This window comes from Pseudomonas sp. NFIX10 (genome assembly GCF_900111955.1).
Classification (GTDB): Bacteria; Pseudomonadota; Gammaproteobacteria; order Pseudomonadales; family Pseudomonadaceae; genus Aquipseudomonas; species Aquipseudomonas fluorescens_AA.
Window position 1 is genome coordinate 56,322 of sequence record NZ_FOKH01000012.1, and the last position, 22,844, is coordinate 79,165.

At 61.1% G+C, this 22,844-nt stretch carries 20 protein-coding genes; 12 read left to right on the forward strand and 8 right to left on the reverse strand.

Annotated elements, in window-relative coordinates:
- Nucleotides 1-243: 243 nt before the first annotated feature.
- Nucleotides 244-2,694: a glycogen/starch/alpha-glucan phosphorylase gene (locus tag BM321_RS13325; RefSeq protein WP_092442813.1), complete on the reverse strand. Its 2,451-nt coding sequence runs from the start codon at nt 2,692-2,694 to the stop codon at nt 244-246.
- 251 nt (nt 2,695-2,945) lie between these two features.
- On the opposite strand from BM321_RS13325, the gene BM321_RS13330 reads away from it, so the two are divergent.
- Entirely contained in the window at nt 2,946-3,383 is a 438-nt protein-coding gene (locus BM321_RS13330; RefSeq protein WP_092442814.1) for a YkgJ family cysteine cluster protein, read from the forward strand.
- A gap of 224 nt (nt 3,384-3,607) precedes the next feature.
- On the opposite strand, the gene typA is transcribed toward BM321_RS13330, so the two are convergent.
- Both typA and thiI read right to left on the reverse strand, forming a co-directional pair.
- On the reverse strand, nt 3,608-5,428 hold the full coding sequence (gene typA, locus BM321_RS13335) for a translational GTPase TypA (protein ID WP_072407441.1): 1,821 nt from the start codon (nt 5,426-5,428) through the stop codon (nt 3,608-3,610).
- 138 nt (nt 5,429-5,566) lie between these two features.
- On the reverse strand, nt 5,567-7,021 hold the full coding sequence (gene thiI / locus BM321_RS13340; RefSeq protein ID WP_092333622.1) for a tRNA uracil 4-sulfurtransferase ThiI: 1,455 nt from the start codon (nt 7,019-7,021) through the stop codon (nt 5,567-5,569).
- Between the two features lie 328 nt (nt 7,022-7,349).
- Between thiI and glnA the strand changes: the two genes are divergently transcribed.
- The 6 genes from glnA to ntrC all read left to right on the forward strand — a co-directional run bounded on the left by glnA (nt 7,350) and on the right by ntrC (nt 13,550).
- Nucleotides 7,350-8,756 (forward strand): type I glutamate--ammonia ligase, encoded by a 1,407-nt coding sequence (gene glnA / locus BM321_RS13350; RefSeq protein WP_092253219.1) that lies wholly within the window; start codon nt 7,350-7,352, stop codon nt 8,754-8,756.
- Between the two features lie 120 nt (nt 8,757-8,876).
- Nucleotides 8,877-9,440, forward strand: a complete 564-nt coding sequence (locus tag BM321_RS13355; RefSeq protein WP_092442815.1) for a chorismate mutase — start codon at nt 8,877-8,879, stop codon at nt 9,438-9,440.
- A 199-nt stretch (nt 9,441-9,639) separates the two neighbouring features.
- The gene (locus BM321_RS13360) at nt 9,640-10,158 is read left to right on the forward strand and encodes a DUF4124 domain-containing protein (RefSeq protein ID WP_092442816.1); all 519 of its coding nucleotides are present in this window, start codon (nt 9,640-9,642) and stop codon (nt 10,156-10,158) included.
- Entirely contained in the window at nt 10,155-10,778 is a 624-nt protein-coding gene (locus BM321_RS13365; protein ID WP_092442817.1) for a DUF4124 domain-containing protein, read from the forward strand. Before BM321_RS13360 ends, BM321_RS13365 begins: the two co-directional genes overlap by 4 nt.
- Before the next feature lie 253 nt (nt 10,779-11,031).
- Nucleotides 11,032-12,117, forward strand: a complete 1,086-nt coding sequence (gene glnL, locus BM321_RS13370) for a nitrogen regulation protein NR(II) (protein ID WP_014336111.1) — start codon at nt 11,032-11,034, stop codon at nt 12,115-12,117.
- The gene (gene ntrC / locus BM321_RS13375; protein ID WP_060739603.1) at nt 12,114-13,550 is read left to right on the forward strand and encodes a nitrogen regulation protein NR(I); all 1,437 of its coding nucleotides are present in this window, start codon (nt 12,114-12,116) and stop codon (nt 13,548-13,550) included. Before glnL ends, ntrC begins: the two co-directional genes overlap by 4 nt.
- 553 nt (nt 13,551-14,103) lie before the next feature.
- Here the strand turns inward: ntrC and BM321_RS13380 are convergent.
- Nucleotides 14,104-14,544, reverse strand: coding sequence for a hypothetical protein (locus BM321_RS13380; RefSeq protein WP_092442818.1), 441 nt, complete (start codon nt 14,542-14,544; stop codon nt 14,104-14,106).
- Between BM321_RS13380 and BM321_RS13385 the strand changes: the two genes are divergently transcribed.
- The gene (locus tag BM321_RS13385) at nt 14,543-14,998 is read left to right on the forward strand and encodes a tRNA (cytidine(34)-2'-O)-methyltransferase (RefSeq protein ID WP_092442819.1); all 456 of its coding nucleotides are present in this window, start codon (nt 14,543-14,545) and stop codon (nt 14,996-14,998) included. The genes BM321_RS13380 and BM321_RS13385 overlap by 2 nt on opposite strands.
- A 159-nt stretch (nt 14,999-15,157) precedes the next feature.
- On the opposite strand, the gene secB is transcribed toward BM321_RS13385, so the two are convergent.
- The 3 genes from secB to BM321_RS13405 are packed head-to-tail and all read right to left on the reverse strand — an operon-like array spanning nt 15,158 to nt 16,350.
- A complete protein-coding gene (secB, locus tag BM321_RS13395; protein WP_060739605.1) occupies nt 15,158-15,640 on the reverse strand; it encodes a protein-export chaperone SecB in 483 nt (160 codons plus the stop codon).
- A gap of 39 nt (nt 15,641-15,679) precedes the next feature.
- Complete coding sequence (gene grxC / locus BM321_RS13400) at nt 15,680-15,934, reverse strand: glutaredoxin 3 (RefSeq protein WP_092333608.1); 255 nt, start codon at nt 15,932-15,934, stop codon at nt 15,680-15,682.
- Nucleotides 15,935-15,936: 2 nt separating this feature from the next.
- Nucleotides 15,937-16,350 (reverse strand): rhodanese-like domain-containing protein, encoded by a 414-nt coding sequence (locus BM321_RS13405; RefSeq protein WP_092201161.1) that lies wholly within the window; start codon nt 16,348-16,350, stop codon nt 15,937-15,939.
- Between the two features lie 152 nt (nt 16,351-16,502).
- Here BM321_RS13405 and gpmI point away from each other — a divergent pair, with 152 nt between their 5' ends.
- From gpmI to BM321_RS13425, 4 genes are all read left to right on the forward strand, one after another.
- Nucleotides 16,503-18,032 carry a 2,3-bisphosphoglycerate-independent phosphoglycerate mutase gene (gene gpmI / locus BM321_RS13410; protein ID WP_092201163.1) on the forward strand — a complete coding sequence of 510 codons (1,530 nt, stop codon included), beginning with the start codon at nt 16,503-16,505 and terminating at the stop codon, nt 18,030-18,032.
- Between the two features lie 214 nt (nt 18,033-18,246).
- On the forward strand, nt 18,247-19,539 hold the full coding sequence (locus tag BM321_RS13415) for a murein hydrolase activator EnvC family protein (RefSeq protein ID WP_060739609.1): 1,293 nt from the start codon (nt 18,247-18,249) through the stop codon (nt 19,537-19,539).
- Nucleotides 19,540-19,571: 32 nt separating this feature from the next.
- Complete coding sequence (locus BM321_RS13420) at nt 19,572-20,888, forward strand: S41 family peptidase (protein WP_092442820.1); 1,317 nt, start codon at nt 19,572-19,574, stop codon at nt 20,886-20,888.
- 1 nt (nt 20,889) lies between these two features.
- On the forward strand, nt 20,890-21,669 hold the full coding sequence (locus BM321_RS13425) for a divergent polysaccharide deacetylase family protein (protein ID WP_092442821.1): 780 nt from the start codon (nt 20,890-20,892) through the stop codon (nt 21,667-21,669).
- 329 nt (nt 21,670-21,998) lie between these two features.
- Here BM321_RS13425 and BM321_RS13430 read toward each other — a convergent pair whose 3' ends face one another.
- Nucleotides 21,999-22,745: a substrate-binding periplasmic protein gene (locus BM321_RS13430; protein ID WP_092442822.1), complete on the reverse strand. Its 747-nt coding sequence runs from the start codon at nt 22,743-22,745 to the stop codon at nt 21,999-22,001.
- Nucleotides 22,746-22,844: the final 99 nt, after the last annotated feature.

Here is a 22,844-nt window from a genome sequence, read left to right on the forward strand (position 1 = left end):
CGATGCCTGGATCAGTCTAGTAGCCCCCCAAACCCTGTGGGAGCGAGCTTGCTCGCGATAGCGGCATGACAGACACCTTAAGGTTGACTGATACACCGCGATCGCGAGCAAGCTCGCTCCCACATTGGAATGTTGGCGCTGCCAATTGCTGAGTCCGGCCACACCGCCCGGCGAAACTGGCGCCTAGTATATCGACGAAGCCCAACCGCCGTTGGGCTTCGCTCACATTTCTTGCAGCAAATGCTACTCCAGGGCTTTCCAGATGTCGGTGGCGTATTCACGGATGGTCCGGTCCGAGGAGAACCAGCCCATGCGCGCGGTGTTGAGCACCGCCGAACGCCACCACTGCTTGTCGTCGTGCCAACGCTCTTCGACCTTGGCCTGGGCGTTCCAGTACGAGTCGAAGTCGGCACAGACCAGGAAGCGGTCATAGTCCACCAGCGAGTCGACAAGCCCGGCGTAGCGCATCGGATCATCCGGCGAGAACACCCCGCCCCGTATCGCCTGCAAGACATCGTTCAGGCGATGGGAGGCGGCGATGTCCGGCGCAGCGCTGAACTCGCCGTTTTGCTTGCGCGCTTCCACTTGCTCAGCCGTCAGGCCGAAAATGAACATGTGCTCGCCACCGACGCGCTCATGCATCTCCACGTTCGCGCCGTCCATGGTACCGATGGTCAGCGCGCCATTGAGGCCGAACTTCATGTTGCTGGTGCCCGACGCTTCGAAGCCGGCCGTGGAAATCTGCTCAGACAGGTCCGCCGCCGGAATGATGCTTTCGGCCAGGCTGACGTTGTAGTTGGGCAGGAACACCACTTTGAGCAGACCACGCACGGTCGGGTCGTTGTTCACCACTCGGGCGATGTCGTTGGTCAACTTGATGATCAGCTTGGCCTGGTGGTAACTGGCGGCGGCCTTGCCGGCGAAGATTTTTACCCGCGGCACCCAATCCACTTCCGGCTCGGCGCGAATCGCCTGGTACAGCGCCACGGTGTGCATCAGGTTGAGCAACTGGCGCTTGTATTCGTGGATCCGCTTGACCTGCACGTCGAACATCGCCGCCGGGTTCACGGCAATGCCCAGTCGTTCATGGATCAGGTAAGCCAGGGCTTTCTTGCTGTGCAGGCGCTGCTCGGCGAACTGTTTGCGGAACGCCGGTTTATCGGCGAACGGCTCCAGTTCGATCAAGCGTTCCTCGGGGTTGTCGAGCACGCTCGGGCCGAGGGCGTCGACCATCATCGAGGTCAATTCGGCGTTGGCCTGGAACAACCAGCGGCGGAAGGTGATGCCGTTGGTCTTGTTGTTGATCCGATCCGGATAGAGTTTGTGCAGCTCGGAGAACACCGTGCTGCGCATCAGTTGGGTGTGCAACCCGGACACGCCGTTGACGCTGTGGGAACCGAGAAACGCCAGGTTACCCATGCGCACCCGGCGGCCGTTGTCCTCTTCGATCAGCGAAACCGAGCGCAGCACATCGAAATCGTGCACGCCTTTGGCCCGCAGCGAATCGATGTGCTGGGCGTTGATCAGGTAGATGATCTGCATGTGCCGGGGCAACATGCGCTCCATCAGCCCCACCGGCCAGGTCTCCAGGGCTTCGGGCAGCAGCGTGTGGTTGGTGTAGGACAGCGTGTCCTGGGTGATCTGCCAGGCCGCATCCCAGGCCACGTCATAGACGTCCACCAGTTGCCGCATCAGCTCGGCCACGGCGATGGACGGGTGCGTGTCGTTGAGCTGGATCGCCGCGTGATCGCCCAGGGTCAGTACCGAGGTGTGCATGTTGCGATGGCGGCGCAGCAAGTCCTGCAACGAGGCGGCGACAAAGAAATATTCCTGGCGCAGGCGCAGTTCCTGGCCGGCTTCGGTGCTGTCGGCCGGGTACAGCACGCGGGAAATACTTTCGGCCCGGGCCACTTCCGCCACCGCGCCCAAGTGGTCGCCGGCGTTGAAGCGTTCCAGGTGCAGGTCTTCCACGGCCCGGGCACGCCACAGGCGCAGGGTGTTGACGCTGGCACCGCGCCAGCCCACCACCGGGGTGTCATAGGCAATGGCCCGCACGGTTTCGGCCGGGGACCAGACTTGCCGGGTCTTGCCGGTGTCGTCGGTGACGGTCTCGACGCTGCCGCCAAAGCCGATCGGGTAGACCACCTCTGGCCGTTCGAACTCCCACGGGTTGCCAAAATCCAGCCAATGCTCGGTCTGCTCCTGCTGCCAGCCGTCGACGATGGCCTGGCGAAACAGGCCGTGCTCATAACGAATCCCGTAGCCATGGCCGGCGATGCCCAGGGTGGACATGCTTTCCATGAAACACGCCGCCAAGCGGCCAAGGCCACCGTTGCCCAGCGCCGCATCGGGTTCGAGCAGGCGGATGCGCTCCAGGTCCACGCCCAGCTCGGTCAGGGCCTCGCGCGCGGTGTCCAGCAGGCCGAGATTGCTCAGGCTGTCGTAGAGCAAGCGCCCGATGAGGAATTCCAGGGAGAGGTAATAGACGCGCTTCTGGCCCTTGCGGTAGATCTGCCGCGTGTGGTCCATCCAGTGTTCGACCATGTGGTCGCGGGCGGCCAGGGCAATGGCTTCGAACCAATCGTGATCAAACGCATGATCCGGGTCCTTGCCGACGGCGTAAGTGAGTTTGGTCAACACGGCATCGCGAAAAGCAGCGACTTCGGCTTCGCGAACAAGTGGTTCTTGAGTCATTGATGAGACCTCGAACGAGCATGGAATTGTCTGAGCCTAGTCGGTCTGACAGACGGCACAGGCTCTGGTTCGGTGGTTTTTCCCTGTGGCGGAGAATCGTCGTCAGAGAATTGCCGGATAAGCGAATGAATGCAGGGGCCGTGCCGATCCGGGCGGGTTTGGCCGGGATGAAAAAAAACTGGCGGATGGTCGTTCAAAATTTCACCAGTCCCGGTATGATCGCGCGCCCTGATGCATGCTGGTAAACCGTGATGATGAAGCCCGACCTGATCGCCGCCGCGGAGATCGACCGACTCGATACCTGGGCCAAGTACTCCGCCCCGATGTGCGGTTCCTGCGTGTCGAGCTGCTGCACACTGCCGGTGGAAGCCAAGATAAAGGACCTGATCCGCATCGGCATCGTCGATGAGTTCGAACTGGGCGACCCGCCGAAGAACATCGCCAAGCGCCTGCAAAAGGAAGGGATCGTCGAGCGCTACAACCAGAAGTCGGAAATTTTCACGCTCCAGCGCATGAGCAACAACGATTGCCTTTATCTGGACCGCAAGAGCCGGTTGTGCACCATTTACGAGAAGCGTCCGGACACCTGCCGCAACCATCCGCGGATTGGGCCACGGCCGGGGTATTGCGCCTACAAGCCCAAGGAAGTGGAGCGCGAGCGGAATCCGCGGACGTTGGACAAATTCTGATCGGCAGCTGGTTTAGCGGTGCCTGAGCCGACGCCATCGCGAGCAAGCTCGCTCCCACAGGGAATTCCTGTCGGACACAAAGTCCGTGTCCACTGCAAATCCACTGTGGGAGCGAGCTTGCTCGCGATAGGGCCCTGACAGGCGCTACACACTTCCAGGCATAAAAAAACGCCCCTGATCTCACAATCAGGGGCGTTTTTTTCAGCTACTAACTAAGTCGAAACTCAGTTGCCGCTTTTCTTGGCAGCGCGGGTACGCTCGCTTTCGCCAAGGATTTTCTTACGCAGGCGAATCGACTTAGGCGTCACTTCACACAGTTCGTCTTCCTGCACGAACTCCAGCGCTTGCTCCAGGGTGAACTTGACCGGCGGAACCAGGGCGATGGTTTCGTCCTTGCCCGAAGCACGCATGTTGTCGAGCTTCTTGCCTTTGGTCGGGTTCACGCCCAGGTCGTTGTCGCGGCTGTTCAGGCCGACGATTTGACCTTCGTAGATATCCTGGCCGTGCTCGACGAACAGCTTGCCGCGCGCTTGCAGGGTTTCCAGCGAGTAGGTCAGGGCCTTGCCGGTCGCAACCGATACCAGCACGCCGTTCTGACGGCCGGACATGTCGCCGGACTTCATCACGTCGTAACGATCGAAGATCGAGGTCAGGATGCCGCCACCGGAGGTCAGGGTCAGGAACTCGTTACGGAAACCGATCAGGCCACGGGCCGGGATGTTGTACTCAAGGCGCACACGGCCCTTGCCATCCGGAACCATGTTGGTCAGGTCGCCTTTACGCAGGCCCATCTGCTCCATGATCGCGCCCTGGGATTCTTCCGGCAGGTCGATGGTCACGTTTTCGTACGGTTCGTGCTTGACGCCGTCAACCATGCGGATGATCACTTCAGGACGACCCACGCCCATTTCGAAGCCTTCGCGACGCATGGTTTCGATCAGTACCGAGAGGTGCAGCTCACCACGGCCGGACACCTTGAACTTGTCGGCCGAGTCGCCTTCTTCAACGCGCAGGGCAACGTTGTAGAGCAGCTCTTTGTCCAGGCGTTCCTTGATGTTACGGCTGGTCACGAACTTGCCTTCTTTACCGCAGAATGGCGAGTCGTTGACCTGGAAGGTCATGGAAACGGTTGGCTCGTCGACGGTCAACGGCTTCATCGCTTCGACGTTCAGTGGGTCGCACAGGGTGTCGGAGATGAACAGTTGCTCGAAGCCGCTGACGCAGACGATGTCGCCGGCCGCTGCTTCTTCAACGTCGATGCGGTGCAGGCCGTGGTGACCCATCAGCTTGAGGATACGACCGTTGCGCTTCTTGCCGTCGGCGTCGATGGCAACCACCGGGGTGTTCGGCTTGATGCGACCACGGGCGATACGGCCAACGCCGATCACACCCAGGAAGCTGTTGTAGTCCAGTGCCGAGATCTGCATCTGGAACGGACCGTCACGGTCGACTTTCGGCGCCGGTACGTCGTCGACGATCGACTGGTACAGCGGGGTCATGTCTTCAGCCATGGCGGTGTGGTCCAGACCGGCAATGCCGTTCAGGGCCGAGGCGTAGACGACTTTGAAGTCCAGCTGTTCTTCGGTGGCACCCAGGTTGTCGAACAGGTCGAAGATCTGGTCCAGAACCCAGTCCGGACGCGCGCCTGGACGGTCGACCTTGTTGATGACCACGATCGGACGCAGGCCGGCTTCGAACGCCTTCTTGGTCACGAAACGGGTTTGCGGCATAGGGCCGTCTTGAGCGTCAACCAGCAGCAGCACGGAGTCGACCATCGACATCACGCGCTCTACTTCACCACCGAAGTCGGCGTGGCCCGGGGTGTCCACGATGTTGATGTGGTAGCCGTTCCAGTTGATGGCGGTGTTTTTCGCCAGGATGGTAATACCGCGCTCTTTTTCCTGGTCGTTGGAGTCCATCACGCGCTCGTCGTTGAGCTCGTTGCGCTCCAGGGTGCCGGATTGACGCAAGAGTTTGTCTACCAGGGTGGTCTTACCATGGTCAACGTGAGCAATGATGGCGATGTTGCGTAGATTTTCGATCACTTGTGTATCTCGATCAGAGGATTCGGTGTGCTGACAGGTCGTGGCAGCGATTTACGTTGAGTCCGACAAAGCCGTTACAGCCTGTCGGCGGCGTCGGGGGGCCGGTGACGCAGGCCACAGGCAAACAGCCCCGGGCACTTAGCTCGGTCGATAAACGCGCACATTGGCATGCCCCTCACTGAGCAAATGGTGGGCATGCAGGCGACTCATCACGCCTTTGTCGCAATACAGCAGGTACTGGCGAGTAGGGTCCAGTTCCTTGAAACGCGCGTTCACGGCATAGAACGGCATCGTTTTTACCTCGATGCCGGCGACACTCAGCGGGTCGTCTTCAGCGTCATCCGGGTGGCGGATGTCGATGATGATCTGACCGGCCAGCGCTTCGCCGACTTCTTCAATCTTGATGTCCTGGCCCAATTCGTCGATGACGCGATCGATCGGCACCAGCCTGGCGTTTTCGAGCGCTCGCTCGAGCACCGCCATGTCGAATTCTTTCTCTTCGTGCTCCACCCGCCCGCGCTTGGCCGCCGTCTTCGGATTGACCGAGATGACGCCGCAGTATTCCGGCATGTGCCGGGCAAACTCGGCGGTGCCGATTGCGTTGGCCTGGTCGATGATGTCCTGCTTGTGGCTGGCGATCAGTGGACGCAAGACCAGCTTCTCGGTCACGCAGTCGATCACCGACAGGTTCGGCAACGTCTGGCTCGACACTTGGGAGATCGCCTCGCCGGTCACCAGTGCATCGATTTGCAGGCGGTCGGCAATTCGTGAAGCGGCGCGCAACATCATACGCTTCAAAATGACGCCCATATGACTGTTATCGACTTTGCCGAGAATCTCGCCCAGGACTTCCTCGAACGGCACACTCACAAATAACACGCGTTGGGAGCTGCCGTACTTCTTCCAGATGAAGTGCGCCACTTCCATCACGCCCAGTTCATGGGCACGCCCGCCGAGGTTGAAGAAGCAGAAATGGCTCATCAACCCGCGACGCATGATCTGGTAGGCGGCCACCGTGGAGTCGAAGCCACCGGACATCAGCACCAGGGTCTGCTCCAGCGAACCCAGCGGATACCCGCCGATGCTGTTGTGCTGGCTGTGGATCACGAACAGCCGCTGGTCGCGAATTTCGATGCGCACTTCGATTTCCGGGTCTTTCAACGAAATACCGGCCGCGCCGCATTGCCGGCGCAACTGGCTGCCGACGAACTTCTCCACATCCATCGAGCTGAACGCGTGCTTGCCGGCGCGCTTGCAACGCACCGAAAAGATCTTGCCGGCCAGTGCGTCACCATAATGAAGCATGCACTTGGCGAGGATGTCGTCGAAATCCCCCAGCGGGTATTCATCGACTTGCAAAAAATGCGCGATGCCCGGCATGCAACTCAGGCGCTCGGTCATTTCCTTCAGGAGCTTGGGTTCGCTGACACGGGTTTCCAGTTCGAGGTTGTCCCACACGCCATTCACCACCACGGCCGGATCCAGGTCTCGGAGCACGGCACGGATGTTCTTGGCCAACTGGCGGATGAAACGCATCCGTACCGGGCGGCTCTTGATGGTGATCTCGGGGAAGACTTTTACGATTAGTTTCATGAAAACAGCGCGCGAACGGCCAGCCGAAAAAGGGGGGCGCGGATTATAGCGGAAATTGCTCAAGGTTTAACCAGTTAATGTGCAGATGGTTTTACACGCACCAAAACAGGTCATTATCAATTGTAGACGCCACATTGCAGTGCGTTATTGTCTGACAATCTTTGATTTACGCCTTTAAAAGCGTGGATTTGGTGCAAAAAACCCATGCTGGGGCACTGGCATGCAAATTGCTCCCTTGTGAGGCAGGTTGCCATGGCAGAGTATTCGCGCCGGCATCACCCATATCTAAGGGCACTCCACTACCCGCCCGAAGCCACCCGGAGGACATATGTCGAAGTCGGTTCAACTCATCAAAGATCATGACGTCAAGTGGATTGATCTGCGCTTCACTGACACCAAAGGTACTCAACATCACGTGACCATGCCGGCCCGTGATGCGATGGACGACGAATTCTTTGAAATCGGGAAAATGTTCGACGGCTCCTCCATCTCTGGCTGGAAGGGCATCGAAGCCTCCGACATGATCCTGATGCCGGACGACGAAACCGCCGTCCTGGACCCGTTCACCGAAGAGCCGACCCTGATCCTGGTCTGCGACATCATCGAACCTTCGACCATGCAAGGCTATGACCGCGACCCACGCGCCATCGCCCACCGCGCCGAGGAATACCTGAAGTCCACCGGTATCGGCGACACTGCTTTCTTCGGCCCTGAGCCTGAGTTCTTCATCTTCGACTCGGTCAAGTTCAAGTCCGACATCTCCGGCTCCATGTTCAAGATCTTCTCCGAGCAAGGCTCGTGGATGTCCGACCAGGACGTGGAAGGCGGCAACAAAGGCCACCGTCCAGGCATCAAAGGCGGCTACTTCCCGGTTCCACCGTTCGACCACGACCACGAAATCCGTACCTCCATGTGCAACGCACTGGAAGAGATGGGCCAGACCGTCGAAGTTCACCACCACGAAGTGGCGACTGCCGGCCAGAACGAAATCGGCGTGAAATTCAACACGCTGGTCAAGAAGGCTGACGAAGTCCAGACCCTGAAGTACTGCGTACACAACGTTGCTGACGCTTACGGCCGCACCGCGACCTTCATGCCGAAGCCTCTGTACGGCGACAACGGTTCGGGCATGCACGTTCACATGTCGATCTCCAAGGACGGCAAGAACACCTTCGCAGGCGAAGGCTATGCCGGCCTGTCGGACACCGCCCTGTACTTCATCGGCGGCATCATCAAACACGGTAAGGCCCTGAACGGCTTCACCAACCCGTCGACCAACTCCTACAAGCGTCTGGTACCAGGCTTCGAAGCACCGGTCATGCTGGCCTACTCGGCTCGCAACCGTTCCGCCTCGATCCGTATTCCTTACGTGAACAGCCCTAAAGCCCGCCGTATCGAAGCACGCTTCCCGGATCCGGCTGCCAACCCGTACCTGGCCTTCGCTGCACTGATGATGGCTGGCCTGGACGGTATCCAGAACAAGATCCACCCTGGCGATGCCGCTGACAAAAACCTGTATGACCTGCCGCCTGAAGAGGCCAAGGAAATCCCACAGGTGTGTGGCAGCCTGAAAGAAGCCCTGGAAGAGCTGGACAAGGGCCGTGCGTTCCTGACCAAAGGCGGCGTATTCAGCGATGACTTCATCGACGCTTACATCGCGCTGAAAAGCGAAGAAGAAATCAAGGTTCGCACCTTCGTACACCCACTGGAATATGAGCTGTACTACAGCTGCTGATCCGGTAGCGCCGTCATGTACGGCGTGAAACAAAGAGAGGCCTCCTTCGGGAGGCCTTTTTTATGGGCGCCGGTTACGTGCATGATGCCCCGTCGCTCCCCCTAGAAGACGAGACTGCCCATGACCTTGCGCTTCAAGCTCTGCCTTGCCCTGTCTGCCGCGCTGCTGGCCTCCACCGCCGCAGCCGCCTCGACTCCCGCCCCCGAGGCCCTGACCCCGCTGCTTAACGCCATTGGCGAACGCCTGGCCATCGCCGATCAAGTGGCGCTGAGTAAATGGGACAGTGGCAAACCCGTAGAGGACCGTCAGCGCGAGCGTGAAGTCATCGCCGCCGCCGTCGCCCAGGCACCGGCCTACAAACTGAGCGGCGAAACCGTGGAAGCGTTTTTTGCCGCCCAGATAGAAGCCAACAAAATGGTGCAGTACATCAACTTGTCCGACTGGGCCCTGGACGGCAAGGCCCCGGACCTCCCGCGCCCGGACCTGGTGGGGCAGATCCGCCCGCAGCTCGATCGCCTGCAAAAACGCCTGCTGCAACAACTGGCCGACTTCGCCCCCTACCGCACCGATCCGCAGTGCCCGCAATGGCTGGCCCGTGCCACCCACCACAACAAGCAGCACCCGGTGCACCGGCTCGCCCTGATCCGCGCGACCGCAGAGTTGTGTATCTCCCCAAAAGCTTAAGTCAGCACCCCCTCCCCCTGTGGGAGCGAGCTTGCTCGCGATGGCGGAGTGTCAGGCACAGGGATGCTGGATGTGCCGGCCTCATCGCGAGCAAGCTCGCACCCACAGGACAGGTCATGGCCCAACACATAACAACTTGGGCCAACCCTCTCCCCTGACCTATGCTGCAACTCAACACTTTCAGTTTTCGGTCGATTTTATGGGGCGCGGTTTTTCAATCATCCTGTTGTCGCTGCTGGCACTGCCCGCCGTCGCGCAGATCTACAAGTACACCGACGCCGAAGGCAATACCGCCTACAGCAACCAGCCGCCCCAAGGCGTCCCGGCCCAGACGGTGGATTTGCCACCGCTCAACAGCATCGAACGCCAGTCTCCGGCCAGCCCGGGCACACCGACGCCTCCCGCCAACAGCGAAAAGCCGCGCGATGCCTACGAAACCCTGGAACTGACCGACATCCCCAACGACGAGGCCCTGCGCGCCAACAACGGCACCTTCACCGTTGGTGTGCACGCTCAACCGCGCCTGCGCAGCCCGCATCTGTTCCAACTGCTGCTGGACGGCCAGCCCTACGGCCAGCCGAGCAACGTGCCGCGCCTGCAATTGGTGAATATCGACCGGGGCGAGCACAGCCTGGCGGTTCAAGTCATCGACGGCGACAACCTGGTGCAGCAAAGCGAAACCGTCACCTTCACCGTCCAACGGGTACACCAGCCATGATCCGCTGGCTGCTCGCGCTGGGCCTGGCGCTGACGGCGATGCCCGGCGTGGCGCAGATCTACACCTACATCGATGCCCAGGGCAATCGCGTGTTCACCGATCAGCCGCGCCCCGGCAACGCAAAGAAAGTCCCACTGCCGCCTGGCAACCGGATGCCGGCACCGCCCACGGGTACAGCCTCGGCGCCCGCGACCCAAGCCCGGCCCGAACCGTTGTTTCATTACGAAATGCTCAGACTGTTGATTCCCGAGCCGGACGCGACGATACGCAGCACCGCAGGCGAATTGATCGTCAGTGTGACCAGCGAACCGGGCCTGAAAAAAGGCCACCGCTACCGCCTGTTGCTCGACGGCAAACCAACGGGCGCGCCGGGACCGAGCCCGGTATTCGCCTTGAACGACATCGATCGAGGCACTCATCACCTGGCGGTCGAAATCCTCGACGAGCAGGACCGTATCGTCGAACGCACCGCCAACCAGCCCTTCCACATGCAGCGCATGTCCCTGGCGCAGAAGCGCCGCATCAAGCCCTGTGCCACGGCCGATTACGGTCAACGCCCCGAGTGCCCTCTCGCCGAAAAGCCTGAAGAAGAAAAAAGCAGCATCTTGCCGTTCTTCTAACGCCGCCCAGGCTATCGCACTATATTGGTGCAATAGCTTGCACGCTACCCAGCCCCAACACCCATTTTGGTTCGAAAGTACCCGAAAAAGCTGGCAGAACGCCACGCAAGCGAGCGAAAAACACCCTTTTGAGGCTCTAAACGCTTCTTTTCGGAGCCTTGGTTTGGTTTTTGCATTTTCCTTGTGACAGCGCATTAATCGCGCGCGCAATTTGGGACCGGTCCCGAGTTGCTACGCTCCAAAAGAGGTCCTGATGACCATTAGCGACGCACTACACCGCTTGCTGCTCGACAACCTCACCACCGCGACCATCCTGCTGGACGCCGAACTGCGTCTGGAGTACATGAACCCGGCGGCGGAGATGCTCCTGGCCGTCAGCGGCCAGCGCAGCCACGGGCAGTTCATCAGCGAGTTGTTCACCGAATCCACCGAAGCGCTCAATTCCCTGCGCCAAGCGGTGGAGCAGGCGCACCCGTTCACCAAGCGCGAGGCGATGCTCACCGCCCTGACCGGCCAGACCCTGACCGTGGATTATGCGGTCACGCCGATCCTGAATAACGGCGCCACCTTGCTGCTGCTGGAAGTCCACCCACGTGATCGCTTGCTGCGCATCACCAAGGAGGAGGCGCAGTTGTCCAAGCAGGAAACCAGCAAGATGCTGGTACGCGGCCTGGCCCACGAGATCAAGAACCCTCTCGGCGGAATACGTGGCGCGGCACAGTTGCTCGCCCGCGAACTGCCGGAAGAAAGTCTCAAGGACTACACCAACGTCATCATCGAGGAAGCCGACCGCCTGCGGAACCTGGTGGACCGCATGCTCGGCTCGAACAAGCTGCCGTCCCTGGCGATGTGCAACGTCCATGAAGTGCTTGAGCGCGTCAGCAGCCTGGTGGAAGCGGAAAGCCAGGGTTGCATCACTTTGGTGCGCGACTATGACCCGAGCATTCCCGACGTCCTGATCGACCGCGAGCAGATGATCCAGGCGGTACTGAACATCGTACGCAACGCGATGCAGGCCATCAGCAGCCAGAACGAACTGCGCCTGGGTCGCATCAGCCTGCGTACCCGCGCCATGCGCCAGTTCACCATCGGCCACGTGCGCCATCGCCTGGTGACCAAGATCGAAATCATCGACAACGGCCCGGGCATCCCTGCCGAACTGCAGGAAACCATCTTTTTTCCCATGGTCAGCGGCCGCCCGGACGGTACCGGGCTGGGCCTGGCCATTACCCAGAACATCATCAGTCAGCATCAGGGCTTGATCGAATGTGAAAGCCACCCCGGCCACACCACTTTCTCGATCTTCCTGCCACTGGAACAAGGAGCCACATCGACATGAGCCGTAGTGAAACCGTGTGGATCGTCGATGACGACCGTTCTATCCGTTGGGTCCTGGAAAAAGCCTTGCAACAGGAAGGCATGACCACCCAGAGCTTCGACAGCGCCGATGGGGTGATGAGTCGCCTGGCGCGTCAGCAACCGGACGTCATCATCTCCGACATCCGCATGCCCGGCGCCAGCGGCCTGGACCTGTTGGCGCGGATTCGCGAGCAGCATCCGCGGCTGCCGGTGATCATCATGACCGCCCATTCCGACCTGGACAGCGCCGTGGCGTCCTATCAGGGCGGCGCTTTTGAATACCTGCCCAAGCCATTTGACGTCGACGAAGCCGTATCGCTGGTCAAGCGCGCCAACCAGCACGCCCAGGAACAACAGGGTATGGAAGAGGTGCCGGCCCTGGCCCGCACCCCGGAAATCATCGGCGAAGCGCCGGCGATGCAGGAAGTTTTTCGCGCCATCGGGCGCTTGAGCCACTCCAACATCACTGTGCTGATCAACGGCGAGTCGGGCACCGGCAAGGAACTGGTGGCCCACGCCCTGCACCGCCACAGCCCACGGGCGGCGTCGCCGTTCATCGCGCTGAACATGGCGGCCATTCCCAAGGACTTGATGGAGTCCGAGCTGTTCGGCCACGAAAAAGGCGCCTTCACCGGCGCGGCCAACCTGCGGCGCGGGCGCTTCGAGCAAGCCGATGGCGGCACGTTGTTCCTCGATGAAATCGGCGACATGCCGGCCGACACCCAGACCCGCTTGCTGCGCGTGCTGGCCGATGGCGAGTTCTATCGGGTCGGCGGCCATACCCCGGTGAAAGTGGACGTGCGCATCATCGCCGCGACCCACCAGAACCTGGAAACCCTGGTTCACGCCGGCAAATTCCGTGAGGACTTGTTCCACCGCCTGAACGTCATCCGCATTCATATCCCGCGCCTGGCGGATCGTCGCGAAGACATCCCGACCCTGGCCCGGCACTTCCTCAGCCGCGCGGCCCAGGAACTGGCGGTCGAGCCCAAGTTGCTCAAGAGCGAAACCGAGGAATACCTCAAGAACCTGCCGTGGCCCGGCAACGTGCGCCAGTTGGAGAACACCTGCCGCTGGATAACGGTGATGGCCTCAGGTCGCGAAGTGCACATCAGCGACCTGCCGCCGGAACTGCTGAGCCTGCCGCAGGATTCGGCCCCCGTGACTAACTGGGAGCAAGCCCTGCGCCAGTGGGCCGACCAGGCCCTGGCCCGCGGTCAGTCGAGCCTGTTGGACAGCGCGGTACCGGCCTTCGAGCGGATCATGATCGAAACCGCCCTCAAGCACACCGCCGGCCGCCGCCGCGACGCCGCCGTGCTGCTGGGCTGGGGCCGCAATACCTTGACCCGCAAGATCAAGGAATTGGGGATGAAGGTCGATGGTGGGGATGATGATGACGGGGATGAGGGCTGATCGGTCTTTAGCCCTTCGCTGAATTTGAAGGCCCAATCGCGAGCAAGCTCGCTCCCACAAGGGAAATGCAATTCCTGGACTGCCCCCAAAAGTCAGATTGGTGTCCAACTTTTTTTGGGGGGCGGTCCATCCTGTGGGAGCGAGCTTGCTCGCGATGCTTTTAAAGGCTTCATGCACCGCATCAATGCACTGCGAACCGCAATTGCACATGCACCACCCGCCAAAACCAATCGGCCCAGCTCGAAAAAACCACACAAACAAAAGCAAAAGCCCCGGAATACGGGGCTTTTGCGTTACAGAAAGCGTTTTTTGTGACAAATAATTTAAAACTGGCACGCCCCCTGCAATAGCTAGATCACTACCCAGTTTCGGGGACCTTGGTACAGGCAGGCCGGGGAATCCCCATTTTATACCGGGCTCAGCGAGCCCACTGTTTTGGGGGCCTTGATACAGGCAGGTCAAGGTTTCCCTTCTTTACACCCAGGGCTATGCGCTTAGCGCGAGCCCTCCCGTTTTGGGGACCTTGGTACAGGCAGGCCGGGGATTCCCTCTTTTATTGCTCCTGGAGACGGACCTCCAGCCGCCAGCGATCATCCACCTCGCTGCCGGTCCACTCCCCTCGCAATGGACGCGCCGCCACCAGCGTCAGCAACAACCCCTCGTCACTCAAACGCACCCGCCAGTTCACATCCTTGCCGTTGAGCTTGAGCTGGCCCTTCTGCGGCCGGCCTTCTGCCTGGAACAGCAGCGCCACTGAGCCGTCGACAATTTCTCCATGGAGCTTGGGTTCGTTGTTGAACCAGGCCACCAGCGTTCCGTCTGTCACCTCGATCTGTTGCAAGGCGCTCGGGTCGGGCGTGGTCAGGCGCCCGATCATCAGCCCGACCATCATGCCGACAATCGCCAAAGAGCCCATCACCCGAGGCATTAGCTTCGAACGTCGGTCGGTTTGCGGCGTAGAATGCCGCTCATCTTTATCTGCGGAGCCGTGCATGTTTCACGTCATCCTTTTTCAACCGGAAATTCCGCCGAATACCGGCAACGTCATCAGGCTGTGCGCCAACAGCGGCTGCCACCTGCATTTGATCGAACCGCTGGGCTTCGACATGGACGACAAGCGCCTGCGCCGAGCCGGCCTCGACTATCACGAGTATGCCACCTTGCAGCGTCACGCCGACCTCGCCAGTTGTCTGGAAAGCCTCGGGCATCCGCGTCTGTTCGCCTTTACCACCAAGGGTTCGCGGCCGTTCCATGACGCCAGCTTCGTCGCCGGTGATGCGTTCCTGTTCGGCCCGGAAAGTCGTGGCCTGCCGGCCGACATACTGGACGCCCTGCCCGCCGGGCAACGCCTGCGCCTGCCAATGCGCGAAGGCTGCCGCAGCCTGAACCTGTCCAACACCGTGGCGGTGGCGGTTTATGAGGCGTGGCGGCAGAACGGGTTCGCCTGAGCCTTTCCTGTCAGCCAGAAACACCTGTGGGAGCGAGCTTGCTCGCGATGGCGGTGGATCAGCCGACTTTAATGTTGACTGGTGCACTGCTATCGCGAGCAAGCTCGCTCCCACAGGTTTTGTGCCTGGCCGTCGAGCGCTATGCCTGGCAGTGGACGCTTACTGAACGGTCGCGCCACCTTCTTGTTGCATGCGCTGCAGTTCTTGCGCATACAGGGCATCGAAGTTCACCGGCGCCAGCATCAGGGCCGGGAACGAGCCGCGGGTCACCAGGCTGTCCAGGGTTTCCCGGGCGTAAGGGAACAGGATGTTCGGGCAGAACGCGCCCAGGGTGTGGCTCATCGAAGGGGCATCCAGGTTCTTGATCAGGAAGATCCCGGCCTGTTGCACTTCAGCGATGAACGCCACTTCGTCACCGTTCTTGACGGTGACCGACAAGGTCAGCACCACTTCGTGGAAGTCATCTTCCAGGGCTTTCTGACGGGTGTTCAGGTCCAGGCCTACGCTCGGCTCCCACTGCTGGCGAAAGATCGCCGGGCTTTTCGGGGCTTCGAAGGACAGGTCACGTACATAAATGCGCTGCAAGGAGAATTGCGGTGCGGCTTCTTCTTCGCTGGCAGCTGTGTTCTGTTGGTCAGTCATCGCAGATCCTTCTTACTTTCAGGTTCTTTAGTGGGAAATTCAGGCCTTGAGCAGCGCGTCGAGCTTGCCAGCGCGCTCCAGGGCATACAGATCGTCGCAACCGCCCACGTGGGTGCTGCCGATCCAGATCTGCGGCACGGACGAACGCCCGGCCTTCTGGGTCATTTCGGCGCGCAGTTGCGGCTTGCCGTCGACCTTGATCTCCTCGAAGGCCACGCCTTTGTTCTGGAGCAGGAACTTGGCTCTGGAGCAATAGGGGCAGTAATCGCTGGAATAGACAACAACGTGGGGCATTTTCACTTCACCAGGGGCAGATTGTCGGCTTTCCAGCTGGCAACGCCGCCGGACAGCTTGGCGGCGGTGAAACCGGACTTCATCAGCTCACGGGCGTGGGTGCCGGCGTGCTGGCCTTGTGCGTCCACCAGGATCAGCGTCTTGGCCTTGTGTTTTTCCAGCTCGCCGATCCGCGCCATCAGTTTGTCCTGGGGAATGTTCACCGCCCCGACAATGTGACCGGCGGCGTAATCCTTGCTCGGGCGGATGTCCACCACCACGCCGGCATCCTTGTTGACCAGTGCGGTCAGCTCGCCAGTGCTCAGGCTGCGACCGCCGCCCTGCATCGTGTGGGCAACCAGCAACGCCAGCAGCACGACGAAGATACCGACGAGAATGTAGTGGTTAGTGGCAAATTGAATCAGGTGAGCAACCATCGAAGGAGGTTCCAGGGCGTTAAAATGTCGGCCAGTATACACAGCACGCAAGGCCGGCCAAACCCCGCCCGGCGGTGACGCCGCCGGAACTTACCTTTAAACTGCCCGTCCCTTTTCCATCGTCTTCTTTTAACCCGCCACGAGTGGATTCCATGACTACCACGCCTAAACCTTTGGTCCTGATGATTCTCGACGGCTTCGGTCACAGTGACAGCCACGAATCCAACGCCGTGTATTCGGCCAACAAGCCTGTGCTGGACCGCCTGTGGGCCACCGTGCCCAACGGCCTGATCTCCGGCAGCGGCATGGACGTCGGCCTGCCGGACGGGCAGATGGGCAACTCCGAAGTCGGCCACATGAACCTCGGCGCAGGCCGCGTGGTGTACCAGGACTTCACCCGCGTGACCAAATCGATCCGCGACGGCGATTTCTTCGAAAACCCGACCATCTGCGCCGCGGTGGATAAGGCCGTGGCCGCCGGCAAGGCCGTGCACTTCATGGGCCTGCTGTCCGACGGTGGCGTGCACAGCCACCAGGACCACCTGGTCGCCATGGCCGAACTGGCTGCCAAGCGCGGTGCCGAGAAGATCTACCTGCACGCGTTCCTCGATGGCCGCGACACCCCGCCGAAAAGCGCCACGTCGTCGATCGAGCTGCTGGACGCAACGTTCCAGGCCCTTGGCAAGGGGCGCATCGCCAGCCTCGTCGGTCGCTACTTCGCCATGGACCGTGACAACCGTTGGGATCGCGTGGCCCAGGCCTACAACCTGATCGTCGACGGCAAGGCCCAATTCAATGCCGCCACCGCCCAGGAAGGCCTGCAAGCCGCCTACGAGCGCGGCGAAAGCGATGAATTCGTCAAGGCCACCACCATTGGCGAACCAGTGAAAGTCGAAGACGGCGATGCCGTGGTGTTCATGAACTTCCGTGCCGACCGCGCCCGCGAGCTGACCCGCGTGTTCGTCGAAGACGATTTCAAGGAATTCGAGCGTGCCCGCCAGCCAAAACTGGCCGGTTTCGTGATGCTGACCCAATACGCCGCCAGCATTCCCGCGCCTTCGGCCTTCGCCGCCGGGAGCCTGGAAAACGTGCTGGGCGACTACCTGGCGAAAAACGGCAAGACCCAACTGCGCATCGCCGAGACCGAAAAGTACGCCCACGTGACGTTCTTTTTCTCCGGTGGCCGTGAAGAGCCCTTCCCGGGCGAAGAACGCATCCTGATCCCTTCGCCGAAAGTCGCCACCTACGACCTGCAACCGGAGATGAGCGCACCGGAAGTGACCGACCGTATCGTCGACGCCATTGAAAACCAGCGTTACGACGTGATCGTGGTCAACTACGCCAACGGCGACATGGTGGGCCACAGCGGCATATTCGAAGCGGCGGTCAAGGCCGTGGAATGCCTGGACACCTGCGTTGGCCGCATCGTCGAGGCCTTGGAAAAGGTCGGCGGCGAAGCACTGATCACGGCCGACCACGGCAACGTCGAGCAGATGTCCGACGAATCCACCGGCCAAGCCCACACCGCTCACACCACCGAGCCGGTGCCGTTCATCTATGTCGGCAAGCGTGACTTCAAGGTTCGCGAAGGTGGCGTGCTGGCTGACGTGGCGCCGACCATGCTGATGCTGCTGGGGATGGAGAAACCGGCGGAAATGACCGGCACTTCGATCCTGGTCTGATTCCGCAAACCCTGTGGGAGCGAGCTTGCTCGCGATAGCGCCGGATCAGCCAACCTTGATGTTGACTGATGCACCGCCATCGCGAGCAAGCTCGCTCCCACATGGGTTCTTGGTGTTTTTCGGGCCAGTTATCACACAGCCCCAAATGGGCGTTTTTTTTGCAGCGTGGGCCGGGCATACTAGGCCGTCCCTTTCCCTGGTGTCGCCCGCCTCTATGCTTCGCGTCCTGATAGCCCTCGTTCTGACCTGCTTGCTCCAACCGGCCTTTGCCGACGAGCGCGCGCAAACCCAACAGCAGTTGGAAGCCACGCGCCAGGACATTGCCGAGCTGAAAAAGCTGCTGGGCAAGTTGCAGGAAGAAAAATCCAGCGTGCAGAAAGACCTGCGCGGCACTGAAACCGAGATGGGCAAGCTGGAGAAGCAGGTCGACGCCCTGCAAAAGGAACTGAAGAAAAGCGAATCCGAGCTGCAGCGGCTCGATGGAGAGAAAAAAAAACTCCAGAGCGCACGCACTGAACAGCAAAAGCTGATCGCCATCCAGGCCCGGGCCGCCTACCAGAACGGCCGCCAGGAATACCTCAAGCTGCTGCTCAACCAGCAAAACCCCGAGAAATTCGCCCGGACCCTCACGTATTACGATTACCTGAGCCAGGCACGCCTGGAACAACTCAAGAGTTTCAATGAAACCTTGCGCCAGCTGGCCAATGTCGAAAAAGACATCGAGCTGCAGCAGGCCCAGTTGCTGGTGCAGAAAAGCAGCCTCGACACCCAGCGCGAAGAACTCGAGAAGGTTCGCAAGGAACGCCAGGTGGCCCTGGCCAAGCTCAATGACGACGTGAAGGCCCGCGACAGCAAGCTCAAGGCCCGCGAGCAGGACCAGGCCGAACTGGCCAATGTGTTGAAAACCATCGAAGAGACCCTGGCCCGCCAGGCCCGAGAGGCGGAAGAAGCGCGCCAGAAAGCGCTGATCGCCCAGCAGGAAGCCGAAAAAAAGCGTTTGCGTGAAGCCCAGGCCGACGCGGATGCCGGCGATGCACCGCGCAAACCGGCAAAATCCAGCCCCGGCGCACTGGTTTCCAGTGACGGCGAAACCTTTGGCGGCGCTTTTGCTTCAGCCCGAGGCAAACTTCCATGGCCAGTCAATGGTCGATTGCTTGCGCGCTTCGGTGAAACCCGCGGCGACGACACCCGCACCAAGTGGGACGGGGTAATGATCAGCGCCTCGGCCGGCAGCCAGGTACATGCCGTGCATGGCGGGCGCGTGGTATTCGCCGACTGGTTGCGCGGTGCCGGCCTGCTGGTGATCCTCGATCACGGCAACGGTTACTTGAGCCTGTACGGCCACAACCAGACGCTGCTCAAGTCGGCGGGCGACGTGGTCAAGGCCGGAGAGTCCATCTCCACGGTCGGTAACAGTGGCGGGCAGGATACGCCAGCACTGTATTTCGCTATTCGTCAGCAGGGTCGCCCCAGTGACCCGGCCCAATGGTGTCGTGCGCAAGGATAAGCGCGCCCATCCTATTAAGGAGTTCGTTCGACATGCTGCATTTGTCCCGCCTTACCTCGCTGGCCCTGACGATCGCCCTCGTGATCGGTGCCCCCCTGGCTTTCGCCGCCGAACCGGCCCCGTCAGTCCCCGCCGCAACCGCCGCAACCACCAAGGCGCCGCTGCCGCTGGACGAACTGCGCACCTTTGCCGAGGTCATGGACCGGATCAAGGCCGCCTACGTGGAACCGGTAGATGACAAGATGCTGCTGGAGAACGCCATCAAGGGCATGCTCAGCAACCTTGACCCGCACTCGGCATACCTGGGCCCGGAAGATTTCGCCGAGCTGCAGGAAAGCACCAGCGGCGAGTTTGGCGGCCTGGGCATCGAGGTCGGCAGCGAAGACGGCTTCGTCAAGGTGGTCTCGCCAATCGACGACACGCCTGCTTCCAAGGCCGGCATCCAGGCCGGTGACTTCATAGTCAAGATCAACGGCCAGCCGACCCGCGGCCAGAGCATGAGCGAAGCCGTGGACAAGATGCGCGGCAAGATCGGCCAGAAGATCACCCTGACCCTGGTACGCGACGGTGGCACACCGTTCGACGTGACCCTCACGCGGGCGGTCATCCAGGTCAAGAGCGTGAAAAGCCAGTTGCTGGAGTCGGGCTACGGCTACATCCGCATCACCCAGTTCCAGGTCAAGACCGGCGAAGAAGTCGCCAAGGCCCTGGCCAAGATGCGCAAGGACAACGGCAAGAAACTCAACGGCCTGGTCCTGGACCTGCGCAACAACCCCGGCGGCGTGCTGCAATCAGCCGTGGAAGTGGTGGATCACTTCATCACCAAGGGCCTGATCGTCTACACCAAGGGCCGCATCGCCAATTCCGAGTTGCGCTTCTCGGCCACTGGCAACGACTTGAGCGAAGCCGTGCCACTGGTGGTGCTGATCAACGGCGGCAGCGCGTCGGCTTCGGAAATTGTCGCCGGCGCCCTGCAGGACCAGAAGCGCGGTGTGGTCATGGGCACCACCAGTTTCGGCAAGGGTTCGGTACAGACCGTGTTGCCACTGAACAACGACCGCGCCCTGAAGATCACCACCGCGCTGTACTTCACGCCCAACGGCCGTTCCATCCAGGCCCAGGGCATTGTCCCGGACATCGAAGTGCGCAAGGCCAAGATCACCAACGAGCAGGACAGCGAGTACTTCAAGGAAGCCGACCTGCAAGGGCACCTGGGCAACGGCAACGGCGGCGCCGACAAACCGACCGGTTCCGGCGCCAAGGCCAAGCCAATGCCCCAGGATGACGACTATCAGTTGGCCCAGGCCTTGAGCTTGCTCAAAGGGTTGAACATCACGTCCGGCCGCTGAGATGGGCCTGCGTTTCACCTTCTTCCTGCTGTGCCTGCTGGCGGGGGCCGTTAACGCGGCGCCCGCCACGCCCTCTTCGCCCCACAAGGCGTACCTGAGCCTGATCATCGACGACCTGGGGCAAAACCTGCCTCGGGACCGTCGGGTGCTGGCCCTCCCCGGGCCGGTCACCACCGCGATCATGCCCGACACACCCCACGCCGCCGAATTCGCCCGCGAAGCCCATCGCGCCGGCAAGCTGGTCATGCTGCACATGCCCATGGACCCGGCCACCGGGCCGTTCGCCTGGCATCCGGACCTGTCCATCGAAGAACTGGGCAAGCGCCTCGACGCCGCGTTCGCCGCCGTGCCCTACACCAGCGGGATCAACAACCACATGGGCAGCCGCATGACCGCCCAGCCCGAGGCCATGGCGTGGCTGATGGCGAACTTGCAGCAACGCCACAAGTTTTTTGTCGACAGCCGCACCAGCGCCCAGACCGTCGCCGCCGCCGAAGCGCAAAAGATCGGCCTCGCCAGTGTGTCGCGGGATGTGTTCCTGGACGACGAGCGCACCGAAACCGCCATCGCCCAACAGCTGCAAACCGCCATCGACCTGGCCCGCCGACAAGGCTCGGCCGTGATGATCGGCCATCCCTATCCGCAGACCCTGGCGGTACTCGAGCGCGAGCTACCCAAGCTCAAGGCCCAGGGCATCGAATGGATCGACATCAAGTCGATGATCAGCCTGCGCAGCAATCGGGCGATGGCTGGGCATGGGAAGGATGGGGTTTATCGGTAGGCGACGACCGCGTCGCCGCCATCGCGAGCAGGCTCGCTCCCGCAACGGTTCTGCATCGGGCACAAGGTTGGCGTTCACAGCAGATCCCCTGTGGGAGCGAGCTTGCTCGCGATGACGGCGACACATCCAACATCTCTGCAAGCTGACCCACCGCTTTCGCGAGCAAGCTCGCTCCCACAACGGTTCTGCATCGGGCACAAGATTGGTGCTTACAGCGCCCCCCTGTGGGAGCGAGCTTGCTCGCGATGACGGCGGCACATCCAACATCTTCTGCAAGCTGACCCACCGCTTTCGCGAGCAAGCTCGCTCCCACAGGTTTGTTCCAGGGGTCAGAGATACCGCGCCATGATCGCGTCCACCGCCCCTTCCTTGCGGAGCTCATCCAAGGCAGCCTGAAGCCGGGCGACCACGTCATCGGGCACGTCCTTGTTCAAGGCCAGGTACAGCTCGGCACTGTTGAAGCGCAGCACGGTCTTGAGATCGTTCACCCCTTCCTGGCGCGCCAGGTAACGCCCGGCCGGGTCCCCGGTGGCCCACAGGTCGATCTGGCCGTTGACCAGTTTCCTGGCGTTGTCCTGATCGCGCAACACGACAATCGGCTTGAGCCCCTGCTTGGCCAGCGTCTCGGCGATTGCGTCGCCCTTGTAGGCACCGATCTTGTATTGACGCGCCTGCTCCAGCGAGTCGAGCGCGATCTTGCTGTCGGCCTTGGCGAGCATGATCCAGTCGTCCGGACCGATGGGGCCAACCCATTTGAAAAGCTTTTCACGCTCCGGCAACCGCGCCATGACAAACACACCGTAACCCGGATTTTCCAGGGCGAGTTTGTAGATGCGCTCCCAGGGGAAACGTAGCGTCAGGCTGTAGGAGATATCGGCGCGCTTGAATATTTCGCGGACGATGTCCACGGCAATGCCATGGATGTTCTCGTCCTGGGCGAAGTTCTTGCCGTTCTTGGCCATGTTGTACGGGGGGAAGTTTTCCGTCAGCAACACCAGCGATGTATCAGCGGCACGGACAGTGCCTGCGAGCAGCAACGTGGCACCGGCAAAGGCAAGAACGAGGCGTTTGAGCATGTCGGGCTACCGCAATCCATGGTGTACCCAAGAGTGCCTTGGGCCTGCAAACATGTCCACCGCCCGTTACTTTCGTGACGCTTCGACTCCTCAGAATAG